14 protein-coding genes and 1 pseudogene are annotated in these 14,046 nt (G+C 54.2%); 6 read left to right on the top strand and 9 right to left on the bottom strand.

The window, feature by feature from the left end; genetic code table 11:
- Positions 1–52 precede the first annotated feature (52 nt).
- The 3 genes from AC4LFW_RS22140 (at position 53) to AC4LFW_RS22150 (ending at position 4,199) form a co-directional block, all read left to right on the top strand.
- Positions 53–1,426 (top strand): heavy metal sensor histidine kinase, encoded by a 1,374-nt coding sequence (locus AC4LFW_RS22140; RefSeq protein ID WP_003292645.1) that lies wholly within the window; start codon positions 53–55, stop codon positions 1,424–1,426.
- A 204-nt stretch (positions 1,427–1,630) separates the two neighbouring features.
- A complete protein-coding gene (locus AC4LFW_RS22145; RefSeq protein WP_226924959.1) occupies positions 1,631–3,199 on the top strand; it encodes a hypothetical protein in 1,569 nt (522 codons plus the stop codon).
- 544 nt (positions 3,200–3,743) lie between these two features.
- Complete coding sequence (locus AC4LFW_RS22150; protein ID WP_003292642.1) at positions 3,744–4,199, top strand: DUF305 domain-containing protein; 456 nt, start codon at positions 3,744–3,746, stop codon at positions 4,197–4,199.
- Here AC4LFW_RS22150 and AC4LFW_RS22155 read toward each other — a convergent pair.
- The 7 genes from AC4LFW_RS22155 to AC4LFW_RS22185 form a co-directional block, all read right to left on the bottom strand.
- Positions 4,174–4,899: an SDR family NAD(P)-dependent oxidoreductase gene (locus AC4LFW_RS22155; protein WP_003292641.1), complete on the bottom strand. Its 726-nt coding sequence runs from the start codon at positions 4,897–4,899 to the stop codon at positions 4,174–4,176. The two genes, AC4LFW_RS22150 and AC4LFW_RS22155, sit on opposite strands and share 26 nt — an antisense overlap.
- A 378-nt stretch (positions 4,900–5,277) precedes the next feature.
- Entirely contained in the window at positions 5,278–5,607 is a 330-nt protein-coding gene (locus AC4LFW_RS22160) for a four-helix bundle copper-binding protein (protein WP_015275568.1), read from the bottom strand.
- Between the two features lie 478 nt (positions 5,608–6,085).
- Positions 6,086–6,895, bottom strand: coding sequence for a c-type cytochrome (locus AC4LFW_RS22165; RefSeq protein WP_003292639.1), 810 nt, complete (start codon positions 6,893–6,895; stop codon positions 6,086–6,088).
- A 9-nt stretch (positions 6,896–6,904) separates the two neighbouring features.
- The gene (locus AC4LFW_RS22170) at positions 6,905–7,903 is read right to left on the bottom strand and encodes a copper resistance protein B (RefSeq protein ID WP_015275567.1); all 999 of its coding nucleotides are present in this window, start codon (positions 7,901–7,903) and stop codon (positions 6,905–6,907) included.
- Positions 7,893–8,195: a hypothetical protein gene (locus AC4LFW_RS22175; RefSeq protein WP_003292637.1), complete on the bottom strand. Its 303-nt coding sequence runs from the start codon at positions 8,193–8,195 to the stop codon at positions 7,893–7,895. Before AC4LFW_RS22175 ends, AC4LFW_RS22170 begins: the two co-directional genes overlap by 11 nt.
- A gap of 12 nt (positions 8,196–8,207) precedes the next feature.
- Entirely contained in the window at positions 8,208–10,049 is a 1,842-nt protein-coding gene (locus tag AC4LFW_RS22180; protein ID WP_003292636.1) for a copper resistance system multicopper oxidase, read from the bottom strand.
- Between the two features lie 317 nt (positions 10,050–10,366).
- The gene (locus AC4LFW_RS22185; protein ID WP_015275566.1) at positions 10,367–10,576 is read right to left on the bottom strand and encodes a co-regulatory protein PtrA N-terminal domain-containing protein; all 210 of its coding nucleotides are present in this window, start codon (positions 10,574–10,576) and stop codon (positions 10,367–10,369) included.
- Between the two features lie 424 nt (positions 10,577–11,000).
- Here AC4LFW_RS22185 and AC4LFW_RS22190 point away from each other — a divergent pair, with 424 nt between their 5' ends.
- Positions 11,001–11,681, top strand: a complete 681-nt coding sequence (locus AC4LFW_RS22190) for a heavy metal response regulator transcription factor (RefSeq protein WP_003292635.1) — start codon at positions 11,001–11,003, stop codon at positions 11,679–11,681.
- A 90-nt stretch (positions 11,682–11,771) separates the two neighbouring features.
- On the opposite strand, the pseudogene AC4LFW_RS22195 reads toward AC4LFW_RS22190, so the two are convergent.
- Together AC4LFW_RS22195 and AC4LFW_RS22200 are read right to left on the bottom strand one after the other, a co-directional pair.
- Positions 11,772–12,110, bottom strand: a pseudogene (locus tag AC4LFW_RS22195) (three-Cys-motif partner protein TcmP); the annotation flags it as partial.
- A 219-nt stretch (positions 12,111–12,329) separates the two neighbouring features.
- The gene (locus AC4LFW_RS22200; RefSeq protein WP_003292632.1) at positions 12,330–12,776 is read right to left on the bottom strand and encodes a hypothetical protein; all 447 of its coding nucleotides are present in this window, start codon (positions 12,774–12,776) and stop codon (positions 12,330–12,332) included.
- A gap of 104 nt (positions 12,777–12,880) precedes the next feature.
- Here AC4LFW_RS22200 and AC4LFW_RS22205 point away from each other — a divergent pair, with 104 nt between their 5' ends.
- Positions 12,881–13,171 carry a helix-turn-helix domain-containing protein gene (locus AC4LFW_RS22205; RefSeq protein WP_003292631.1) on the top strand — a complete coding sequence of 97 codons (291 nt, stop codon included), beginning with the start codon at positions 12,881–12,883 and terminating at the stop codon, positions 13,169–13,171.
- Between the two features lie 166 nt (positions 13,172–13,337).
- A complete protein-coding gene (locus AC4LFW_RS22210; protein WP_015275564.1) occupies positions 13,338–13,937 on the top strand; it encodes a DUF6088 family protein in 600 nt (199 codons plus the stop codon).
- The last annotated feature ends 109 nt before the right edge of the window (positions 13,938–14,046 follow it).

Here is a 14,046-nt window from a genome sequence, read left to right on the forward strand (position 1 = left end):
GGGGTGCCCCACCTGCTTTTTTGTGCTTGATGGCCTAACCAGGACCGTACTGATGGGAAAAGTGTCACTGACGAGCAGAATGGCGATAGCTTTCATGCTCGTGGTTACGGTTGTGCTGCTGGCGGCCGCAATCAGCTTTAATTATTTTTGTCAGCTCCATTTCGAACGCAAAGATGCACAAGTGCTTAATGAAAAGGCCGCTGCAGTAGAGCGTACGCTACTCAACAGCTCAGCATTCGGGCCTGAGACCGCTTCAAGGATCGATGCCGTTATTGAGCACTCCTTTGGCTTCGCGACTGCGGTTGTAGTAGACGGTAAGACGGTTTACTCCCATCACAATCTGTCTGAGAGCTTGCTACCTCTTGTCACAGACATCCAAGAGGAACGCTGGACGGTAAGTTTCGGTGGCCACCAGTACAGCGGAATTACCAGAAAAGTAAATCGGTGGGTAGAAGGGCAGGACACTGTTATCTATTTGGCTTTGGATGTAACGCACCGAATCCACTTCTTCGATATGATTCAGCAGTGGTTTGCTTATACGCTTGTCGTTAGTGCACTTCTGAGTGGCGCGTTAGGTGTTGTTCTGATCAGGAAAGGCTTAAAACCAATAGACGAACTGTCCAAGACTTCTTCTACAGTAACCGCCCACTGCTTAGATACCAGAATTCCAACCGAGTCGGTGCCAGGCGAGCTGCATGAACTCGTAGACAACTTCAACGAAATGCTTTCGCGCTTGGACGACTCTTTTCTCAGATTGTCAGGTTTCTCAGCGGATATCGCGCATGAGCTAAGAACGCCGCTGAACAGCATGCTTACCCAAATGGAGGTCGCGCTCTTGCGCGACCGCGAGAATACCGACTACAAAGACATTTTGTATTCCGCCCTCGAAGAACTTAGGCGCATGTCAAAGATGGTCGATGACATGCTATTCCTCGCCAAGGCGGACAACGGGAAGATTACGCCCAATGCCGAAGATGCCAGCATGGCTGAGATTACCGCGAGCGTTATCGAATATTACGAGCTTGCAGCCGAGGACAAAAAGGTAGAAATCGCGCTTTCAGGCGATGGATCGGTACATGGCGATAAATCGATGCTGAGACGGGCCGTCTCAAACATAGTCTCTAACGCAGTTCGATATGCAGAGGAAGGCAGCACCATCAGCGTTGAAATAAGCGAGAGCGGTGGCTCAGTTTGCACAGCCATATCCAACCGAGGCACAACGATTCCAGCCGAGCTTCAGGCCCGAGTGTTTGATCGATTCTATAGGGTCGACACCGCAAGGCGCGAAGGAACCACCATGAATGCGGGCCTCGGCATGGCTATCACTCGTTCGATAGTCGAAGCGCACAAAGGGCGCATCGCTTGCGAATCAGCTGAGGGGCATACGACTTTCACAATGACGCTTCCAAAGCTTATGTCTAGTTAATGGCAGAGTGCCAGCAACGACCCTGACCTACGCTCATAGAAACGCCAGGCTGAACCGAAAGAGGCCGAGACTTTCGAAGCTGTATGTTTGGTTCTGGAGGTTCCCGTGCAAGCGTCCTCATCGAGAAAATGCGGTACGACAGCCGCAGCGCTCAACGAAGCGTGCTTCTGCGTAAGCCTAGATCAAGCTGCGCTCGTAAACTCATTGACCGAACAGCTTGGGAATTCAGAGCTGTCGGAGCTATTGAAGTCACGTTGCCCTCATGTGTTTGCAGCACGACCGGTCTTTGTTTCATCCTTGCGGCTGCGCCAGGTTAATGAGGTTATTCAGGCCATCGAGCAGACCGTGAGCTCGCCCGGTTGGCGTGAGCATGCTCTGGATTCTGCACCTCCTATTGCCCGACACGATCCTCGGGGCGCGCGCGGCGTCTTCTTTGGCTACGACTTCCATCTGGATGATGACAAGCTTGGGCTCATCGAAATAAACACAAATGCGGGCGGAGCGATGCTAAACGTATTGCTCGCCCGCGCGCAGCGTAGTTGTTGCAGCGGCGTAGTCGGGCTTTCGCCAGGTCAGGAAGGACCCGGCGGCTTCGAGCGTTCGATTCTGGATATGTTCGCCCAGGAATGGTCTACGAGCGGCGAGCCACGTCCGCTCACGCGCGTGGTGATCTTGGATGAAAGCCCACAAGCCCAATACCTGTATCCGGAGTTCCTTCTTTTTCAGCGGTTATTCGAGTCAGCAGGAATCGACTGCCTAATCGCAGACCCAGCCGATCTGGCCTTTCACAACGAGTCCCTCTTGGTCGACGGAAAGCCTGTGGATCTCGTCTACAACCGACTCACCGATTTCTATCTGGAAGGCGACAATTGCAGCGCGCTGCGCAGCGCTTATTTGGCTGATGTCGTGACGGTAACGCCACACCCTCAGGCCTATGCCCTTTACGCCGACAAACGCAGGTTGGTTGACCTAACCAACGCACGTTTTTTGGAAGAGATTGGCGTTGATCAGCAAATCCGAACCGTATTGGCCCAATACGTCCCGCTTACCGTTCCTGTCGGGCATGGTAATGCAGAGCACCTGTGGCAAAACCGCCGTAGCCTCTTTTTCAAGCCTGTCAGCGGGTATGGTAGTCGCGGTGCATACCGAGGAGACAAGCTCACCAAGCGCGTTTGGGAAGAAATCGTTGGCGGAAACTACGTGGCCCAGTCCCTTGTAGCTCCTGGCGAGCGTAGAATCGTCGCCGACCCTCAGGTACGATCGATGAAGTTTGATCTGCGCGCTTACGCTTATGCTGGCGAGGTGCAGTGGAACGCTGCCAGGGTCTACCAAGGCCAGACGACCAACTTCAGAACAGAGGGGGGCGGTTTTGCTCCCGTTTTTACCTTAGGCGAGGAAGAGGAGCGAGCCGGTTCTACAGAGCAACGGTCGCACGCCTCGTTCATGTTCTTGCTCGACGAAACCGGCGCCGTAGAGGAACTGCCGCACCCGCTATATCTGGCGCTGGTTCGAGCCGAAATGGCTACTTCTAAGCTTGCCGGTAAGCGTTTCCGATTGGCGGACTGGTATGTGGCAATGGAAGATGGCCATCCTTCCGAAGTCATCCGAGAATTGTACGGCTGGGTTGCTTTCGACGCAGATGGCGCCTACCACCCTGAAGTTGGCCCACCAGAAAATGGTCAGCCAAATAGTATTGGCAATGTTGACTCATCTGCCCTGCCAACACCGGAAGAACATGATCGAATCGAAGGTCTGTTGTTTCAAAGTGAGTGAGGTCCCGCGCGCCACGAAAGGCGCGGCTTGGGACAGAATAACCTCGCCGCTCAGTTTTGGAGCCAGCTACACCCAGCCGTCTTAGCCGCCACACATCTAATGTGCGAATACTAACCCTGCGGTCACACTCGACAAGAACGTGGCATATGCTGGGTGCTGAATTGTTCTCTCCGAGTGTTCTATTGCTCACGATAACTCTTTGGGCTTGCTAAGCCGAGTAGTCGGGTCTCAAGGCTTGAAGGCCATCTTAGTGGGCCCGCTCTTTCGCGCAGTGGTCCATAGCGCGACGTTGGTATTGTCTGCTTATAAGCTATTAGCGATTGATTAGTTCAGGGGAACATTACGCGTAGTACAGCGCTGGCAGCGCTTTAAGCCGGTCTTAAAGCGGTCGATGATTACATTTTTGTAAGCTTCTCAAAAAATCGAAACCTCATCATCTTCGGCTTGTCCGTTTTTAGGAGAGCATTCGAAAGCCACTTCTAAGCAGGGCTGCGCGAACACGTTGAGTCGCCGATCCAGCAGCAATCATTAAAGAGGTCTAACTATGCAAATGTCTTACTGGCGCTTTGCAGCGATGGTAGCCACGTCTACGATCATTATGTATGGCGTGATGTACTTAAATACTTACTCGTTCGAGCATGTTTTTTGGAGCGAGACTCGCGCTTGGATGGCATTAGTGATGGGCGCGGTAATGGCAGTAGTCATGCTCGCATTCATGCTCAACATGTATAAGCGTAAGTCAGTAAACCTAGCGATATTGGCAGGAAGTGCAGTAGCTTTTACCATTGCACTATGGCTTGTACGTGGGCAAGCGACGGTAGACGACACGGACTACATGAAGGCCATGATCCCCCACCATTCCATAGCAATCCTAACAAGTGAACGAGCTCAGATTTCAGATCCTCGCGTCCGCAAGTTAGCTGACGAAATCATCGACGCTCAGCGCCGAGAAATCGCAGAAATGAAGTCCCTGATCAATGAACTAGAAAGGGCAAATTGATTCCCAGAAACGGTGTGTCCACAGCCCAGGGCATGACGGTGGCGACATTGATGGTCTCGCTACCGCTCAGGCGAATCTCCTCAGCGATTGCCGCGCCGAGATTTATGACGCCACCTTTGGTCGCTGCGGAGGAGGCATGATAAGCCAGCGGTATCTCGCTCTCGACTGAGCCCACGTTGACAAGCGTGCCGAAGCCTTGAGCTCTGAACTGGCGCATGGCTGCGTGGCTGCCATAGATCATGCCCTTAAGATTGACATCCACGATCCGCGCATGGTCCTCGACGGGAACGTCCTCGAAACGACCCAGCGCTCCGACCGCAGCGTTGTTAATCCAAACGTCGATCCTGCCGAAACGCTCGATGGCGGCTCGTGCCAAGTCCTGCATCTCGTTCGGGTTGCTCACGTCGGTGGTCACCACCAGTGCCGATCCTCCAGCCATGCGTATCTGCGCGGCCAGTTCTTCGAGCACGTCGGTCCGGCGGGCCGCTAGCACCACGTCGCCTTGCAGAGCGGCAAGCTTGAGCGCCACGCCGCGGCCGAAGCCACTGGAGGCACCAGTGATGACAAAGGTTTTGCGAGCAACGCTTGGCTGGTCGCTTGGTTTCAGGCGCGGGGAAACGGCGCAGCCACTGAGTTGCAGAACGGCGAGCAGTACTAGCAGCAAAGCCAATCGCTGCGATGGGAATATTCGCAAAACCATTTTCGTTTTCTCCCAGCAAAATAAGGTCGCATGGCCCGCTTGGTTGTTGTTGGACCGCCTTTTTGCCAGGAGCTTTCATGCTAATTCACTCAATTAGTTTTCAGCGCTCAATCGGGAGACAGTGGCAAGAGAATAGACCGTTACGGTGGCGATCATCGGTGGCTAAGTAAGAGTTGCTAGCGCGTAACTATCGTATTTCGCTTTGGAATGAAATGCTGCTGGACAGGGATTGATTCGCTCTTGGCAGTTGCGGGTATCGTACGCACTTTTTCGATATGTCATGGAGGCGCGAACATTAAGCGCACCATGGCTTTTCTTATTCTTCGAGGGGCTCTGACACTCCCAATTTAGTAGTGCCAGAGCAGTGAGTTACGGATGTTATCCTGCCATACGCTCACATTCCTCAGCGCAGTTCATGCACGCCTTCGCACACTCTTGGCAATGATCCATTTCATGCTTCGCGCATTCCTCTCCGCATGCACGGCAGATCTTGGCGCAAAGGGCGCAGAACTTCTTAGCATATTCACTTTCGCGGCTCATCAGTGTGGCAGCCAACCTGCAAATGTCCGCGCAGTCGCGGTCAAGCTCGATGCAGCGAGCCATCATTTTTACATCATCCTCGCGTAGGCAAGCAGAGGCGCACATTTCGCACACTAGGGCACAGTTCGAACAAGCTTGGATACAGGATGCGAACATTGAGTTTGTCATTTACGTTCTCCAGGGTTCGATAGTTGTATTTCGTCGTTTGGTTACTGGCCGATATGGCTCATCAGCCTGTTAGCAGACACTGAATTACGACACGCTCCTACCGAGCCCGTTTCGAAAAACCTCATTACAATGTTGTAAGGTAAGTCCAACCGCACCGGGGATCTGCGGGCGCAGTTGGTGGCGATGTGGCCGTCAGATTGCCTGTACGGCTTCGCTAGTCTGTTCGAGATGATTGAGTTGAAAATGAGGGAGCTCCCTGTCGCCACGACTGGGAGCATTCGTTGGGGAACGGCCGGAGCGCAAGCCGCTTAACTAGGTAAGTTACTGGCCTTGCGGCCTAACTTTTAGGAAGGAAGCAATTGCAAAGCCCTCCGGTACCGTTGCGTCGACTAGGATGGCCTAGGGCCGATCCTCTGCTTGCTGAACCGCCTTTCTTAGAGCCTCGATCAGAACCGCATAGGCACACATATACCGGATGTTAGTGCTCGTGTTGCTTCCCGTCTGCGTGCACATGGTTTTTTGAAGGGGATTTGCCTTCCGCATCGGCACTGTCACTGCCATTGCTGTGCTCAACCGCCTGGGGCTCCTCGGACGCATGATGGTCATCGCTTTCGTTATTACCATGATGACCGGAGCCTGATTGGCCGGATGCTCCACCTGTGCTGCTGGAGCCATGGTGATCCGAGCCGCCACTGTCGCCCTGATGGTGGTCGCCCGAGGCCATCTCGCCGTGTTGCTCACTATGCCCAGCTGGGGTCTCCCCACCACCATGCTGGTGACCACCGCTAGACGCAACGAGTGCTCGATACGCTCCTTCATCTAACTCAGGAAGCTTCTGCAGAAAAGCCACCATTCCCCAGATGTACGGGTCAGCCATGCTTTTACCCCACGCGGGCATCCCAGTGGCCTTAATGCCATGCTTGATGACCCAAAATGTTTTTGCTGGGTCATCGTATGGCCCCGCTTCAGCCAGGCTGGGTGGAGCGGGATAAAGGCCATTGCTTAGCTCGGTCTCAGCCATGCCTGGCGCCAAATGACAACCCACACACATCGAGTCGTAGTTCCCCGCCCCGGCGCGGATTTGGTCTTCATCGTCGAGAGATGGCACGACTATGTCTTCGGAGCGAACCTCAATCGAGCGATTGCGAGCAGTTTCCAGGAATGCGTGCACGACTCCCGTATGAGGATCATCCGCGGCAACGTTTATTAGTCCCGAGAAAACAACACCGGCCACCACCAACAGGCCTAGTGCGCAGAAGGCAGCGAAGCTAATAATTATTCTTTTCATCTAGGGTCCTTAAAACCAAAGCCTGATGCCAGCAACGAACCGCGCCTCATCTACGTCTTCGCCTTCATCTCTCGCCATATCGGCGGTATTACCGTATGCCCGGCTCCACGTGACGCCGATGTACGGTGCGAACTCACGAACGATTTCGTATCGGAGGCGGAGCCCCACCTCTGTGTTTGCGAGACCAGCGCCTACTCCGCGCGCAGGATCGTCCTTGCCATAGAAATTGAGCTCGGCAGTCGGTTGGAGGATCAGCCGGTTAGTGAGGAGAATGTCGTACTCGCCTTCAAAACGTGCTGCTGTCTGCCCACCTTCACCGACGAAGGCGGTGGCTTCCGCCTCAAAGTTATACAGAGCCATCCCCTGGACGCCTAAAGCCGCCCACGTCTGCGGCGACTCGGGCTTAAAGTCCTGGCGAACACCTGCTACCACATCCCACCAGGGGCTGATGGCACGCCCGTAGAGCGCCTGAATTTCCGCATCTTCAGTAACGCCATTCGTTCGCTCACCTTCCGAGCGAAACCAGAACCGATTGATATCGCCACCAACCCAGGCAGTAGCTTCCCAACTGAGGGTGCTACCTTCATTTGCGTTCTGGTACTCAAGTTGATCTAGCAGAAGGAACCAGGCCAGATACTTGTCATGGACTGTATGACCTTGAAGACCAGGGAAAGCCGCTTCTCTATCCGCATCGGTCAATACTGGAATGAACGAGGGATGAACCATGCCGGGCATTTCGAGCGTATCGTCATGCTTCATTTGGCCATGGTTCATCGTGCTATGGTCCATCGCACCATGACCCATCGCAGAATGGTCCGTTTGCCCACCGGAGCCATGATTCTTAGCTGCGGGCTTCGCTGAAGATGCAGGGGCTTGAGCTGCCTCAGCAGGAGGGGTTTGATGCATCGAATGATCCATCATCTCGGCAGCGTTGGCTGTCCCTCCAGCCGCTGCGCTCAACGAAACTCCGAGCGCAATCAGAGCAAAGCGAGAAGGTCTAGTGGTCATGGTGCGAATCCACCTCAGTATCAGTGGCCTTGGGGTCATGATCCATCTTGCCGTGCTCCATTTCTCCATGGTCCATCGAGCCATGATCCATGTCGTCGTGGTTCATTTTTGAGTTAGAGGTGCCTTGTGTCTGAGATGCCGGCTTGTTGCCTGGATTCTGCGATGAAGCCGATGATTGCTTGTGCTGATCATGCTTTTGCTCTGCAAACGCAGCTGACATATTCATTACGCCCAGCAGACTGAACATTAACGCGCTGCCGATAAGAGTTTTACGCTTCGTAAAATTTCCCATATAAAGTTCCTCTTACTCGTCCACTCGGACTTCACGAAACATGCCCATTTCCATGTGAAGCAGTAGGTGACAGTGATAAGCCCAACGCCCGAGCGCATCGGCTGTCACGCGGTAGCTGCGCTTCGAACCTGGAGGCATGTCGATCGTGTGCTTGCGAACCATGAACTTTCCATTCTCATCTTCAAGATCGCTCCACATACCATGCAGATGAATCGGATGGGTCATCATGGTGTCGTTGACCAAAGTGATGCGTACCCGCTCGCCATATTTGAGCCGCAGGGGCTCCGAATCAGAGAACTCTATACCGTCAAATGACCAGGAGAACTTCTCCATGTGGCCGGTGAGATGGAGTTCGATCGTCCGACTGGGCTCACGGCCGTCCGGATCGGGGAAAGTGCTTCTCAAGTCGCTATAGGTCAGGACTCGGCGGCCGTTGTCTCGTAAGCCAATACCGGGATCGTTCAGCCTATGAGTTGGGCTCATGGTCTGCATGTCCACCAGTGGGTTATTGGACTCTGAGGGCGGGTGCGATTGCATACCTGCGCTCATCCCAGCCATTCCAGAGTGGTCCATCCCGGACATCCCACCCATTTTGCTGTGATCCATGCCGGCCATTGCGCCCATGTCGCCCATCCCTTGCATGTCACCGTGGTTCATGCCGGACATGTTGCTATGGTCCATCGCGCCCATGTCGCCGCCATGGTCCATGCCCGCCATACCGCCCATGCTGCCGTGATCCATCCCCATGTCGTCCATGGTGATTAGTGGTCGAGGATCGGTTTCTGGAACAGGAGCGCTCAGCCCTTCGGCAACCGCTAGCGTGCCACGGGCGTATCCTGTGCGATCCATCGATTGGGCGAAGATCGTGTAAGCCTCCTCGGTCGCAGGCTCGACAATCACATCGTAGGTTTCTGCCACGGCAATGCGGAATTCGTCGACGCTAACTGGGTTGACGTATTGGCCATCGGCTGCGACTACAGTCATCTTCAGCCCTGGAATGCGGACATCGAAATAGCTCATGGCCGAGCCGTTGATGAACCGCAGACGAAGCTTCTCGCCGGGCTTAAAGATGCCGGTCCAGTTCCCGTCGGGTGCTTGGCCGTTCATTAGATAGGTATAGGTGTAGCCGCTTACGTCGGCGAGGTCGGTGGGACTCATTTTCATCTGAGCCCACATTTTCCGATTCGCAATCGTAGCGGCCCAGCCGTCTTCGCTCACATCGTTAATGAAGTCTCCGACAGTGCGCTTGTGGAAGTTGTAATAATCGGACTGCTTCTTGAGCTTAGAAAGGATTCGAGCGGGATCCTCATCGGACCAATCAGTCAACATCACCACATAGTCGCGGTCATAGCTGAACGGTTCGGGATCCTTCGCATCGATGACCAAGGGACCATAGACACCAAGCTGCTCTTGTAGGCCTGAATGACTGTGGTACCAATAGGTACCGTTCTGTTTAACCTGAAACTTGTAGACATACATGCCATCGGGAGCGATGCCGTGGAAGCTCAATCCAGGCACGCCATCCATGTTGGCCGGCAGGATCATGCCGTGCCAGTGAATCGATGTATCTTCGCTCAACTTATTTCTGACTCGCAGCGTGACGGTATCCCCTTCACGCCAACGTAGAAGCGGCCCTGGGATGGTCCCATTGATAGTCATCGCTGTCCGGGCCGCGCCGGTGATATTGACCGGCGTCTCCCCAATCAGCAGATCGAACTCCGTGCCACTTAGTACGCTGGGCTGGCCTGGGCTAGTCACTGCCCAGACCGGAGCTCGCCACAAGCCAAGACCGCCAAGGATGCCTGCGGCAGTCAAGCCTTTAACAAAGGTTCGCCTAGAGGTTTTACGTTGCATGTGTAGGTTCCAATCAAACTAAGGAGCCAAGCCGAAACCAGCCGTAAGGTTGGTGTTGCCAGCGTTAATTGATCTTAGAAACTCGCGCACGGTCTGTCTTATCAAGCGACTCGCCTTTAATCGTAAATATGGCATGCCTAAGAAAGACGCGGGATTACATTTTTGTAAGCTTAAAGCGCTTCAGAAATCGCCCAAAAAATCGCCTGTGAGCATGTCAATCTCCAGGTGGAAGCTGCGCAATGGCTTTTGATTTCCGTGCAAGGATCCGGTTGCAACGATACTCAAGGTGCATGGTCACAGTTGCGTAAGGTTTCGCTTCAGCAATTAGCGTGGGCGTGCTTCGCTGAAGTTGCTTTTGAGGCTACCTCCTGGGCTTGGTCCTTCTGGTCAGCCTGATAACTAGCGATCGCTATTTGGCGAGCCTGCTCCATACGAGCAAAGGTACGATCACCACCACCTTCTGCCATTGCATAGGAAGAGCTTGCTGCGATGGCGAGCAGTACAGAAACGGATCTGAAGAATTTCATTACTTGTTACCTCGTTCGAAGACATGGGAGACCCAGCGCAGCTCCATAAATAGGGGCTTTGGCTTGGTCCTGTGTCTAAGCTAACCGAGCGTTCCTGTCAGAAGCCTGATTTAGACATTACGGTTTCGTCAGTAATGCATAAAAGCAGTGAGCCCAAGCGAAAGCGCAGGTAGCGTGCATGGTGCCTTTTCGTTCAGGCAAATAGGTCTTGTTTCCAGCGGGCAAAAAAAGGGCGCCATCTAGGCGCCGATAGGCCAAAGGAGCATGGAAAAGGCCAAAAAGCAGAGTGTGGGAGCAACTGCTGATGTAGACGTTAACGCTACAAGCTGTCAGACAGATGATGCGAGCATTACGTTTCTGTAAGGTACTGGCTGCACGCCCTGACAATCGGCACACTGCTCCAAATGCCGGAGGGAATACTTTCATGAAGCTTCTTGTTGCTGAAGACGAGCCGAAAACAGGCACCTACCTACAGCAGGGGCTTTCAGAGGCAGGCTTCACAGTCGATAGAGTTGAAAACGGGACCGATGCTGCTCAGCACGCGCTTCATACCACATACGACTTGCTCATCTTAGACGTGATGATGCCTGGCCTGGATGGGTGGCAGGTTTTACAGAAAGTCCGCGCTGCTGGTAATGAGGTTCCCGTGCTCTTTCTCACCGCCCGAGACGGGGTTCAGGATCGAGTAAAGGGATTGGAGTTGGGCGCTGATGATTATCTCATCAAGCCGTTCGCCTTCTCCGAATTGCTAGCCAGGATCCGTACGTTGCTTCGCCGCGGCAATAATGTCCCCAACCAAACAATACTCAAACTCCTCGACCTTGAGGTCGATCTGCTCAGGCGTCGAGTTACGCGATCGGGGAAACGAATAGACCTAACTGCAAAGGAATTCGCACTTCTTGAGCTATTACTTCGGCGTCGCGGGGAAGTGCTCTCAAAGTCCCTTATCGCCTCCCAAGTATGGGACATGAATTTCGACAGCGATACCAATGTGATTGAGGTGGCGGTACGACGGCTGAGAGCAAAAATCGATGATGAGTTCGAACCTAAGCTCATACAAACCGCGCGTGGGATGGGCTATTTGATCGACGCGCCAGACCCCTAGAGCGAAATGCTCGGCATTTCACGCGATGGGCCAAGCTACCGGTACCGATGCGGTTAAGGCGAGCCACCGAGCAAGGAGCGGTGCCGAACCTCAGTTCTCCGAGCTGGATTTCTTCAGCTGTGGCACGAAGAAGATGGGTCTCTGCGGGGGAGCTATCAGAATATCACTGGATTTGATGCTAGTGCCCTTGCGACGCCTGGTCTTGCCATCCTTACCGACCGCCAGCAAATCACCGGTCGCAACAGCGATATCGAGCGCCTGCTTTACGCGAAACTCGTCAGCCATGGTGTAGTTGGTCAATCCGCTCATCAGGCCCAAAAAAGGTTGCCGTTCTACCTCGTAGACCTGGTTGGGCAAGAGCTCTGAAAGTTCTCCTCGGACGCGGTCATCGGTGGCATCGTCGAAGTGATGCTCATCCAACAGCAAATCGTGTTTGCATGATGGCGAGCGTTATGAGGTGCATCTCTGTGAGGCCTGCTTTTTCCGAGCGCTGAGTGGTCTCCGCCGCGAGCGTATGGTCAACACCATGTTCGACGAGAATCCCGATAGGACTGGCGATGAGTTCGGCCTTGTGCAGCGGAGCGAATTCTGGAAAGACAACTGAGCTCGGTTCAGATGGGACTATGGATACGGGTAGGAAGTGGGGCGTTAGCCTCGCAGATGTAATGCAGCAGAGAAGATCACGTGTTTACTAATTCGACTGCCGAGAGACTGACACGCTGAGGTTGAGTACGTGCGATCTCCCTCCACTCGGTACTGGTGCCCAAGCTCGCTACCTTGTGCATCACGAATTGAAAGGATCTCCAGTAACGGCTCCATCAACCAGCGACCCACCTCGTTCATATGCCCGGGACTCACAAGATACGCCTGCTCCAGCCAGGCGTGCTCGGTCTGCGCAGCTATGACCTGTTCCAGCAATGGAACCGACGGAACCATTAGCATGCTTCGAAAGGCCGCGTTTCCATCGTCCTCAACGATCTGCAGGTAGAACCAGGGCCAGGTCATCTCTAGCTCGACATATGACCAGAACTGCACGCCATCTGGCGCTGTTGAGAGCCCAGGAAGCAGTTCCGCATTCCGACTGGTTTTGAACACGCGCCAATCTCCTAATGATAATTGTACTTGATTGATGAACAATATATTTTGTAGTCATATATTGTTCAATCGCGCTTCATCGTTCCATTTTGCGGAGCAGCAAAATGGAAGTCCGGGATTCGTTCGGGAAAGCGTTGAGGCTCGTGCGGCAGCGTAGGGGGCTGGCACAGGAAGATTTCTCGCTCGTTAGCAGTCGTACCTTCGTCAGCATGCTGGAGCGCGGGGCAACGAGCCCGACTCTCGAAAAGCTCGATAGCCTCTGCACGGTGCTCGACACTCACCCTGTCACCCTCTTGGCCCTGACCTACTTGCTTGGATCCGAAGCTCCTGAAAGTTTTGAGCAGCTCCTGGAGAAGGTTGGTGAGGAGTTGAGAGCTCTAGTCGAACCTGACTGATTACTCAGCGAGGCTGTGTGAGGGGCCGGTTCCGTGGCCGCACAGTGAGTGTTGATCTTGCTGTCCCTCTGTCCCCAGTGGCTGGCCTGGAGGTCCTGTTTTTGGCAGGGCTTATAGTTTTTGTGGGCGTCAGAAAATATGTGGATTCTGACTTTTTGGGGCTCATATGTCCGTCGCGCAAGCTATTTTAAATCGAGTCAAGCACATGCCAAAGGGGAGGCCATTTGCCGGCGCGGTGTTCGCGCAGGTCGGTTCCCGTGCGTCGATTAATAAAGCGCTTTCTAGGCTGGTGCAATCAGGCACGCTGGAGCGAGTCGCTCGCGGTGTCTACATGCGCCCCAAAATGAGCAAGTACACCGGCAGGGTGGTGCGCCCGAGTCCGCTGGCTGTCGTGGAGGTCATCACGAAGGCGAACGGCGAGACGATCCAGATACACGGCGCGGAGGCTGTTCGGAGGTTGGGCCTCAGCACACAGATGCAGGTGTTGCCGACCTTTTACACCAGCGGATCTACTCGCGAGATCAAGGTTGGCAATGCGGTGGTTCGCCTCCGCCACGTATCCAAGGACCGCTTGCAGCACGCCGGCACGACGGTAGGTGTGGCGCTTACTGCTCTCTACTACATCGGGAAAGAAGGGCTGTCCGCTAATGTGGTTTCCAAGATTGTTAGTGCGCTGAGCGGCGAAGAGCTGATGAAGCTCCGGGCCTGCAAGATGCCGGAGTGGATGCGGTCGGCATTGCGCTTTGCTGCCAAGGAGATTGAGTAGTGCGCAATAGCACCTACCCGACTCCACCTACTGGCAGCTACCAAAGCCTGAGGCGAGACGTGGCTGGCTTTTCTGACAAGACAATGCGACTTCCTGCGCATTTAGCAAA

This window comes from Stutzerimonas sp. C6.4V (genome assembly GCF_058536345.1).